Origin of the sequence: Bradyrhizobium sp. INPA03-11B, from assembly GCF_040446015.1 — a bacterium.
In the GTDB taxonomy this organism is placed as follows: domain Bacteria; phylum Pseudomonadota; class Alphaproteobacteria; order Rhizobiales; family Xanthobacteraceae; genus Bradyrhizobium; species Bradyrhizobium macuxiense_A.
This window is the reverse complement of the sequence record NZ_JASGSR010000072.1, coordinates 31832-40183: the sequence shown is the minus strand read 5'-3', so window position 1 is coordinate 40183 and position 8352 is coordinate 31832. Positions and strand designations below refer to the sequence as shown.

The window sequence follows — 8352 nt, the reverse complement described above, 5'->3', positions numbered from 1 at the left end:
TCTCCTTCTTTACTCTGACTTTACGTTGACTGCGCGGCGGAGCCTTTGCGGCCTCCTCCGCCTTCATCTCCTCGAGCAGGCCGTCGAGGCGGTTGAAGCTCTCGTCCCAGAAGCGGCGGAAATTGCCGAGCCAGCCATCGACCTGCTTGAACGAGTCGGGCGCGATGCGGCACGGCCGCCACTGCGCCTCGCGCCCGCGCGAGATCAGCCCTGCATGCTCCAGCACCTTCAGGTGCTTGGAGATCGCCGGCAGGCTCATGTCGAACGGCTTCGCCAGCTCCATCACCGAGGTCTCGCCAAGCGCAAGCCGCGCCAGGATCGCGCGCCGGGTCGGATCGGCCAGCGCCGCGAAGGTCGAACTGAGGGGGTCGAGCGGCATGTACTTAGCTCACCGGTTAAATAACCTATGGGTTAAATATGCCCGAACGGCGTTCGCGTCAACGGCCGATTTTGGCCGCTGACGCAGGTAACGGCCCTTCCCTCCCTCTCCCCGTTCTTACGGGGAGAGGGTTGGGGTGAGGGGCTGCTTCCGCATATCCGGCGGTCACCGCATTCGCGGAGACTCCCCCTCACCCGGATCGCATCTCGCGATGCGATCCGGGCTCTCCCCGCAAGCGGGGCGAGGTGAAGCCGAGCCCATTTCGCAATTCTACGATTTGCGCGCGAAGGTGACGTGCGTGGCGTTCGGGTTCGCGACGTGCGAGACAACGGCATAGCCGAGCGCAGGCAGATCGATGCCGGCGAACAGATTCTCGCCGGCGCCCAGCAGCACCGGCGATAGCGCCAGCTGCACCTCGTCGAGCAGGCGCGCCTGCAGGAATTGGCGCACCAGCGACACGCCGCCGCCGACCCGGATGTCCTTGTCCCCTGCGACAGCACGCGCGCGCTCGAGCGCGGCGTGGATGCCATCGGTCACGAAATGGAACGTGGTGCCGCCTTCCATTTCGATATCCGGCCGTGCGTGATGGGTCAGCACATAGGTCGGCGTGTGATACGGCGGATTGGGGCCCCACCAGCCTTTCCAGGACTCGTCCGGCCACGGTCCACGGATCGGGCCGAACATGTTCCGTCCGAGGATCCAGGCGCCGATATTCTCCATCGACTTGCGCGCGATCTCGTCATCGAGCCCGGTGCTGCCGCCGTCCTGGCCGAAGGTCTGGCGGAACGTCCGTGTCTGGAGGAACCAGCCGGGCAACACCATGCCGCCTTCGCCGAATGGATTTTCGAGGCTCTGACGCGGCGCCGCGCCAAAACCGTCGATCGAGACCGAGAATGCTGAAGTCCTGACTTTTCCCATGAGATTTCGCTTCCGTGAGAGGGGAGACCTTACGGAAGACGGGCCGGAACGCCAGCCGCCGACATTTGCCGCCGAAGAATCTCGCGGCGGCTATTTCGCCTTGCACATCAGATCGATGGCACCCTGCACAATCGCTTCCAGATCCTTGCGCGGCACGCGGGCGCGGGCGCGGATCGCGATGGTGTGGATGGTGGCGGAGGCAAGATGCGCCAGCGACGCCGGATCGGCGCCCTCAGGCAGCTCTCCCCGCTCCTTGGCATGGCGGAAGCAGATGCCGAACGCCTTGTCGAGCTCGGTCAGCCCCTCCACCACCATGTTGCGGATGTCAGGATCGGACACCGCTTCGGACGCAGCGGTCATCACCGTGAAGCAGCCGCGCGGACCGGACTCGCCGGAGAGATAGATGTCGAGCGCGATGCGATAGATGCGCTCCAGCCGCTCTCGCAGCGGCGCATCGGCACGGAAGATGTCGGCCATCGCGGCGCGCGCGTCGTCGCGATAGCGCTGGTAGCTCTTGATATAGAGCTCGCGCTTGTCGCCGAACGCGCCATAGAGGCTCGGCCGGTTCATGCCGGTCGCTGCGCTCAGATCATCGAGCGAGGTCGCGGCAAAGCCGTCGCGGCGAAACAGATCGAGCGCCTTGCCGAGCGCGACATCGGGCTCATAGGCGCGCGGCCGCCCGCGCCGCTTCGGCGCAACGGGCGCTGCGATTTTGGCAGCAGATGGCGGCTTCTTACTTTTTTGTACCATTTCGCATTAAATTCCTTGACGTAGCTAATATTATCCATGACAGTACAAAAATCAACAACGGCCGGACACCCGCGCCAGACGCTCCAAGGAGACACCCATGGACCTTTATTTCTCGCCGCTCGCCTGCTCGATGGCGACCCGCGTTGCGCTCTATGAAGCGGGCCAGCCGGCCAACTATCTCGAGGTCGACCCGAAGACCAAGCAGGTGCGCAACGACGGCACCGACTTCAACAAGGTCAACCCGCTCGGCCTGGTGCCGACGCTGCGCACCGACGACGGCGTGGTGCTGACCGAGAACGCCGCGATCCTGCAGTACGTCGCCGACCAGTTCCCGCGGGCCGGCCTCGGCACCGCGTCGAACGCCGAGCGTTCGAAGCTGCATCAATGGCTGTGCTTCATCGGCACCGAGCTGCACAAGGGCCTGTTCCTGCCGCTGCTCGACAAGAAGGCGCCGCCGGAGGCCAAGACCTATGCACTGGAGAAATACGTCTCGCGGCTCGACTATGTCGAAGACCATCTGAAGGGCCGCGACTATCTGCTCGATCATTTCAGCGTCGCCGACGCCTATCTCGTCACGGTGATCAACTGGACCATGGCGACGCCGCCGATCGAGCTGGCAAAGTGGCCTGCGCTGAAGGCCTACTACGAGCGCCTGCGCGCCCGGCCTTCGGTCGCGAAGGCGGTCGCCGAGGAGTTCGAGCTCTACAAGGCCGAGATCGCCCGCCACAAGGCGGCGGCGTAAGACACGTCGCGAGGCGACGGCTCCAAGCGCGGGGCCGTCGACCCTTCGAGGCTCGCTCCGCTCGCACCTCCAGCGATAACGGCGAAGCCGTTACGCGGGGGTGACGAAGCTGCGCTCGCAGCAAATCGAGCCGCTTGCGAATATCTATCCCCGTCATGCTGAGGTGCGAGCGGAGCGAGCCTCGAAGCACGACGGCCCAGCTGCCGCTGCTAGAACGGCTCCTGCGCCAACCCCGGCACATCGGCCGGACGCGGGCCGGGCGCGGGCCAGTGGAAGCGGCGGTCCTTCTCGGCGATCGCGATGTCGTTGATCGAGGCCTCGCGACGGCGCATCAGGCCGTGCTCGTCGAACTCCCACTGCTCGTTGCCGTAGGAGCGAAACCAGTTGCCGGCGGCGTCATGCCATTCGTACTGGAAGCGCACCGCGATGCGGTTGCCGTCGAATGCCCAGAGATCCTTGATCAGGCGATACTCCTGCTCCTTCTCCCATTTGCGGGTGAGGAAAGCCACGATCGCATCGCGGCCCTGAAATACCTCGGCGCGATTGCGCCAGCGGCTGTCCTCGGTGTAGGCGCCAGCGACCCGAACGGGGTCGCGCGAATTCCAGGCATCTTCGGCCATGCGCGCCTTCTGCGCGGCGGTCTCGCGGGTAAATGGCGGCAGCGGCGGGCGTGACATCGGCGATCCCTCGTTGTTATCGGCGCAAATCTAGTGCACCGGCGCCAGGAGTCGATGGGGCGTTTCCTATCGGGTGATAGTTAGGCCAGATCGGCCTTCATCAGCGCACGAATAGACTTCGGAATCGGCTGCGCGCGGCCGCCGCTGACGAAGGCAACGCGCACCTGCGCCTTCACAAGCACGTCATCGCCGCGCCTGACCTCCTGCGCCAGCATGATGGAGGCGCCCTTCACCGCAATCGGCCAGGTCACGACGTCGAGCATATCGTCCATCCGCGCCGGCTTGAGGAAGTCGAGCGTCATCGAGCGCACGACAAAGGCGAAGCCGCCGGTCTCCTCCTGCGCCTCCTCGAACAGCGCGTTCTGTTCGGCACCCATCAGACGGAGATGATTGGTGCGGCCGCGCTCCATGAACCGCAGGTAATTGGCGTGATAGACGATGCCGGAAAAGTCCGTGTCCTCGTAATAGACCCGGACCTGCATGTGGTGGCGGCCATCGCGGATCGCGCCGTCGATATGGGGTAAGGTCATTTGGAGAACTCTCGCTCGATATCCCTGCGGCCGTCGAGAACGCGAACGACCACGATCCGATCCGTCTCCACCAAATAGAATGCAATGTACCCTTCGATCAACAGTCCACGTAGCGACGGCCGCAATTCACTTCGGTCCGGACCAAGCAAAGGAAAATCGCTCAGTTCGTCAAATCGTTCGGATAGCGAACCAGCACTCGGTCCGCTGCCGCAGGGCTGCGCTCGGCGAGATAGGAATGTATATCGAGGATGTCGGAGCGCGCTCGAAGGGAAACGACGATCCGCAGGCTCATGGCCTATCGCCGAGTTCGGGCGCGCGCCTGCTTGAGGAATTCTTCAAGATCCCACGGAACGACACGACCCGCCTCAACATCGGCCATGCCTTCATCAATCGCGTCCTTGAGCGCCCTGAACTTCTTGGCTTGGGACAAGAGGTAATCAGCAGCCCGCTCCTGCATGTCCTCGGGCAGCAACTCCAATGCTTCCATGGCTTTTTCGGCGGCTGAACTCATATGCATAATATAGCACGACCGCGCACGAATAGACAGTTATCAACGAACGCGGGCTGGCGATCAGGACACCACCGGCCCCTTTCCGCCGAGCGTCACCTGCACGATCTCGGGCGGCACGCCGAGGCGGAACGGCATGATGCTGCAGCCGAGGCCGCCGGAGACGACGACGTCGCATTTCAGCTTGATATGGCCATAGGCGAGCCGCATGCCGTGCTTGACCGGCACCGCCGGCGACCAGCCGAGCAGCCGGATCTGGCCGCCATGGGTGTGGCCGGACAGTTGCAGCGCGACGCGCGAGGGCACGCGGAGCGCAACATCAGGCTCATGCGCGAGCAGGATCACCGGCGCATCGTCGGTGACCTTCGCGAGCGTCCCGTTGAGATCGTCGACGCCGATCCGCCGGACCTCGCGGTAACGCCGCGCCGCCATGAAGGCGAGTTGGTCGCCGAGGCCGGCGAGCCAGAACGGGCGGTTATCCTTGACGAGCCGCACCGCGTCGTTCTCGTAGACCGGGATGCCGGCGCGCTCCAGCGCACGCCGCGCGACCGGCGTGCCCTGTCCAAGGCGCTGAACCGTCTTGTCTTCCCAATAATCGTGATTGCCGAGCACGGCGTGCACGCCGAGCGGCGCCTTCAGTCCCTTGAGCACCGCGGCCCATTCGGAAGCCGGAATGAAACGCGTGACGTGGCGCAGCCCCGCGACATAGTCGCCGAGCAGCACGATGATGTCGGGGTTGAGTGCGTTGGTCCGCTCGACGATCTCGGCGATGCGATCGAGCGACATCCAGGGATCGCAGGCGTGGATGTCGGCGAGCGCGGCGATCTTGAGCGGAAAGTCGGCCGGCCATTGCCGCGGCGACAGATCGTAGCGCGTCAGCGTGAGGCGAACGACCGGTTCGCTCAGGCCATAAGCTGCGGTCGAGGCGGTGGCGGCGGTCAGTCCGCCGGCGGTGCGTAGAAAATTTCGGCGTGAAATCATGGACGCGTGATCGGTGATGCCTGAGCGATCATACGCTCTCTGATTGGGCGAAATTGGGCCGTGTTTGTGCAGACGCCTTGCAGAGCCGTCGCAATGGTTAGCAGGTAAGGCTACCGGCAAGCACGATGTGCTGCATCAACACGTCTTTTCACGTCTTCGAGAGCGAGGCGTTCAGTCCTCGTCGCCATTGCCGCCAAACAGGCCGAGCTGCGAGGGATCGCGGTTCGGCTCGGCGAGGCCGAGATGACGGAAGGCGTGCGAGGTCAGGAGCCGGCCGCGCGGCGTGCGCTGCAGATAGCCGCACTGGATTAGATAGGGCTCGATGATGTCCTCGATCGCATCGCGCGGCTCCGACAGCGCCGCCGCCATGGTCTCGACGCCGACCGGCCCGCCGCCATAGTTCAACGCGATGGTGGTGAGATAGCGTCGGTCCATCGCATCGAGCCCGGCGCTGTCGACCTCGAGCGCGCTCAGCGCGCGGTCGGCGATGCCGCGATCGACGGAATCGGCATCGGCCGCGGAAGCAAAGTCACGCACCCGGCGCAACAGGCGGCCGGCAATCCGCGGCGTGCCGCGGGCGCGGCGCGCAATCTCATTGGCGCCATCCGCGCTCATGCCGATGTTGAGCACGCGGGCGCCGCGGGTGACGATCTTCTCCAGCTCTTCCACGGTGTAGAAATTGAGCCGGATCGGAATGCCGAAGCGGTCGCGCAGCGGATTGGTGAGGAGCCCTGCGCGCGTCGTCGCGCCCACCAGCGTGAATTTCGACAATTCGATCTTCACCGAACGCGCGGCAGGACCTTCGCCGATGATCAGATCGAGCTGGAAATCCTCCATCGCGGGATAGAGCACCTCCTCGACTGCCGGGCTGAGGCGATGGATCTCGTCGATGAACAGCACGTCGCGCTCTTCGAGATTGGTCAGTAGCGCCGCAAGATCACCGGCCTTCGCAATCACGGGGCCGGAGGTGGCACGGAAGCCGACGCCGAGCTCGCGCGCGACGATCTGCGCCAGCGTGGTCTTGCCGAGGCCGGGGGGACCGACGAACAGCACGTGATCGAGCGCCTCGCCGCGCTTCTTCGCAGCCTCGATGAAGATCGAGAGATTCTTGCGCGCCTGGGCCTGGCCGACGAACTCGGTCAGCGACTGCGGACGCAGCGCGGTGTCGCCGACATCGTCGGAGCGGCGTTCGGGCGAGACCATGCGCGAGGGCGTGTTCACTTCGACAATTCCTTAAGCCCCAGCCGGATCAGCTGCGCGGTCTCGGCGCTTTCACCGGCGCTGCGCGAGGCGGCGGCGATGGCGGCGGCGGCCTGCGGCTGGCCGTAGCCGAGATTGACCAGCGCGGAGATCGCATCCGTCATCGGGCGCGGCGCGCGGTTGTTGTCGATCGCACCGGAGAGATGCACCACCGCGGGATCGACATCGGCAAAGCCCGGCGCCTTGTCCTTCAATTCGCTGACGATGCGCTCGGCGACCTTCGGCCCGACCCCCGGCGTCCGCGCCACCGCCGCCTTGTCGCGCAGCGCGATCGCGTTGGCGAGATCGGTCGGCGGCAACGTGCCGAGCACCGCAAGCGCGACCTTGGCGCCGACGCCCTGCACGGTCTGCAACAGGCGAAACCACTCGCGCTCATGATCTGAGCGGAAACCGAACAGCTTGATCGCGTCCTCACGGACATAGGTCTCGATCGAGAGCACGGCGGCGCCGCCCGGCTGTGGCAGCGCCTGCAACGTGCGACCAGCGCAATGCACCTGGTAACCGACGCCGCCGACGTCGAGGATCACGTAATCCTCGCCGTAGGAATCGATCAGCCCCTTCAGCTTGCCGATCATCGTGGCACCTCGCACTCGGTGCTGGCACTGCGTTCGAATGCTTCAGTGAGGGACGTACCAGCGGAAGGGTTCCCTCCCCCCTTGCGGGGGAGGGTTAGGGAGAGGGGTAAGCCCCGGGCGCTGACCTCTGGGATGTGGCGAGGACCCGGCAACCAAGCGCGCGAGATAACTAAGCGCGGTGCTCGCGCACTGCGTCGTGCAGTCGAGCAAGCGGCACCCCTCTCCCCAACCCTCCCCCGCAAGGGGGGAGGGAGCCTGACGAGCGTGCTCACCTCACATCGCGCAAGCTTCCAACCGCCGATCATAGATTCGCCACCCTGAGCCGCAGCGCCACACTTTGGCGGTGATGCGCGTGGGTGATCGCGATCGCGAGCGCGTCGGCGGCATCGGCGGATGGCGGCTCGGCCTTCGGCAGCAGGATCTTCAGCATCACCTGGATCTGGTTCTTCTCGGCATGGCCGGCGCCGACCACGGTCTTCTTGACCTGGTTCGGCGCGTATTCGGCGACCGAGATACCGAACATTGCAGGCGCCAGCATGGCGACGCCGCGAGCCTGGCCGAGCTTCAGCGTGGCGACGCCGTCCTTGTTGACGAAAGTCTGCTCGACCGCGGCCTCGGCCGGCCTGAAGTCGCCGAGCACGGCGGCAAGGCCCTCATGGATCGCGAGCAGCCGGCTCGCCAGCGGCAGATCGTCCGGAGGTTCGACCGAACCGCAGCCGATATAGACCAGGCGGTTACCTTCGGTCTCGATCACGCCCCAGCCGGTGCGGCGGAGACCCGGATCGATACCGATGATGCGGACGGGAGAACGAATCGGCTGGGCTGTCATGGGGTAGTGATACCGCCTGTGCCGGGAGAACGAAACACAAACGGAGGCTCATCCCCTGCTCCGCTTGTCATCGCATCGTGCTCGTCACCCAGCCCCACTCGTCATCCCCCGCGAAAGCGGGGGATCCAGTACGCCGCAGCTTCTCGGATCAAACGCAGGTCTCTGGGATACTGGATCGCTCGGTCGAGCCGGGCGATGACAGC

13 protein-coding genes are annotated in these 8352 nt (G+C 65.1%); 1 reads left to right on the top strand and 12 read right to left on the bottom strand.

The window, feature by feature from the left end:
- The 3 genes from QMZ05_RS26520 to QMZ05_RS26510 all read right to left on the bottom strand — a co-directional run.
- On the bottom strand, positions 1-379 hold a 379-nt coding region (locus QMZ05_RS26520; RefSeq protein ID WP_353703431.1), incomplete at its 3' end, for a metalloregulator ArsR/SmtB family transcription factor.
- Between the two features lie 270 nt (positions 380-649).
- Positions 650-1297 carry a dihydrofolate reductase family protein gene (locus tag QMZ05_RS26515; protein WP_353703430.1) on the bottom strand — a complete coding sequence of 216 codons (648 nt, stop codon included), beginning with the start codon at positions 1295-1297 and terminating at the stop codon, positions 650-652.
- Positions 1298-1387: 90 nt separating this feature from the next.
- Positions 1388-2047, bottom strand: a complete 660-nt coding sequence (locus tag QMZ05_RS26510) for a TetR/AcrR family transcriptional regulator (protein ID WP_353703429.1) — start codon at positions 2045-2047, stop codon at positions 1388-1390.
- Positions 2048-2144: 97 nt separating this feature from the next.
- Between QMZ05_RS26510 and QMZ05_RS26505 the strand changes: the two genes are divergently transcribed.
- Complete coding sequence (locus tag QMZ05_RS26505) at positions 2145-2789, top strand: glutathione binding-like protein (RefSeq protein WP_353703428.1); 645 nt, start codon at positions 2145-2147, stop codon at positions 2787-2789.
- Positions 2790-2998: 209 nt separating this feature from the next.
- Here QMZ05_RS26505 and QMZ05_RS26500 read toward each other — a convergent pair whose 3' ends face one another.
- The 9 genes from QMZ05_RS26500 to ruvC all read right to left on the bottom strand — a co-directional run bounded on the left by QMZ05_RS26500 (position 2999) and on the right by ruvC (position 8149).
- Positions 2999-3466 carry a nuclear transport factor 2 family protein gene (locus QMZ05_RS26500; protein WP_353703427.1) on the bottom strand — a complete coding sequence of 156 codons (468 nt, stop codon included), beginning with the start codon at positions 3464-3466 and terminating at the stop codon, positions 2999-3001.
- A gap of 80 nt (positions 3467-3546) precedes the next feature.
- Complete coding sequence (ybgC, locus tag QMZ05_RS26495) at positions 3547-3996, bottom strand: tol-pal system-associated acyl-CoA thioesterase (protein WP_050629733.1); 450 nt, start codon at positions 3994-3996, stop codon at positions 3547-3549.
- Positions 3993-4145 (bottom strand): type II toxin-antitoxin system RelE/ParE family toxin, encoded by a 153-nt coding sequence (locus QMZ05_RS26490; RefSeq protein WP_353703426.1) that lies wholly within the window; start codon positions 4143-4145, stop codon positions 3993-3995. Before QMZ05_RS26490 ends, ybgC begins: the two co-directional genes overlap by 4 nt.
- Before the next feature lie 11 nt (positions 4146-4156).
- On the bottom strand, positions 4157-4288 hold the full coding sequence (locus QMZ05_RS26485) for a hypothetical protein (RefSeq protein WP_353703425.1): 132 nt from the start codon (positions 4286-4288) through the stop codon (positions 4157-4159).
- Between the two features lie 3 nt (positions 4289-4291).
- The gene (locus QMZ05_RS26480) at positions 4292-4483 is read right to left on the bottom strand and encodes a hypothetical protein (RefSeq protein WP_353703424.1); all 192 of its coding nucleotides are present in this window, start codon (positions 4481-4483) and stop codon (positions 4292-4294) included.
- Between the two features lie 84 nt (positions 4484-4567).
- The gene (locus QMZ05_RS26475) at positions 4568-5485 is read right to left on the bottom strand and encodes a metallophosphoesterase (protein ID WP_353703423.1); all 918 of its coding nucleotides are present in this window, start codon (positions 5483-5485) and stop codon (positions 4568-4570) included.
- 171 nt (positions 5486-5656) lie between these two features.
- Positions 5657-6706, bottom strand: coding sequence for a Holliday junction branch migration DNA helicase RuvB (gene ruvB / locus QMZ05_RS26470; protein WP_353703422.1), 1050 nt, complete (start codon positions 6704-6706; stop codon positions 5657-5659).
- Positions 6703-7320, bottom strand: coding sequence for a Holliday junction branch migration protein RuvA (gene ruvA / locus QMZ05_RS26465; RefSeq protein WP_353703421.1), 618 nt, complete (start codon positions 7318-7320; stop codon positions 6703-6705). The genes ruvB and ruvA overlap by 4 nt, the downstream gene beginning before the upstream one ends.
- 301 nt (positions 7321-7621) lie before the next feature.
- Positions 7622-8149, bottom strand: coding sequence for a crossover junction endodeoxyribonuclease RuvC (ruvC, locus tag QMZ05_RS26460; RefSeq protein WP_353703420.1), 528 nt, complete (start codon positions 8147-8149; stop codon positions 7622-7624).
- Positions 8150-8352: the final 203 nt, after the last annotated feature.

Bases quoted from the DNA above. Each gene is read 5' to 3' on its own strand.
- QMZ05_RS26515 (WP_353703430.1), bottom strand. From the start codon at position 1,297: ATGGGAAAAGTCAGGACTTCAGCATTCTCGGTCTCGATCGACGGTTTT.
- QMZ05_RS26510 (WP_353703429.1), bottom strand. From the start codon at position 2,047: ATGGTACAAAAAAGTAAGAAGCCGCCATCTGCTGCCAAAATCGCAGCG.
- QMZ05_RS26505 (WP_353703428.1), top strand. From the start codon at position 2,145: ATGGACCTTTATTTCTCGCCGCTCGCCTGCTCGATGGCGACCCGCGTT.
- QMZ05_RS26500 (WP_353703427.1), bottom strand. From the start codon at position 3,466: ATGTCACGCCCGCCGCTGCCGCCATTTACCCGCGAGACCGCCGCGCAG.
- ybgC (WP_050629733.1), bottom strand. From the start codon at position 3,996: ATGACCTTACCCCATATCGACGGCGCGATCCGCGATGGCCGCCACCAC.
- QMZ05_RS26485 (WP_353703425.1), bottom strand. From the start codon at position 4,288: ATGAGCCTGCGGATCGTCGTTTCCCTTCGAGCGCGCTCCGACATCCTC.
- QMZ05_RS26480 (WP_353703424.1), bottom strand. From the start codon at position 4,483: ATGGAAGCATTGGAGTTGCTGCCCGAGGACATGCAGGAGCGGGCTGCT.
- QMZ05_RS26475 (WP_353703423.1), bottom strand. From the start codon at position 5,485: ATGATTTCACGCCGAAATTTTCTACGCACCGCCGGCGGACTGACCGCC.
- ruvA (WP_353703421.1), bottom strand. From the start codon at position 7,320: ATGATCGGCAAGCTGAAGGGGCTGATCGATTCCTACGGCGAGGATTAC.
- ruvC (WP_353703420.1), bottom strand. From the start codon at position 8,149: ATGACAGCCCAGCCGATTCGTTCTCCCGTCCGCATCATCGGTATCGAT.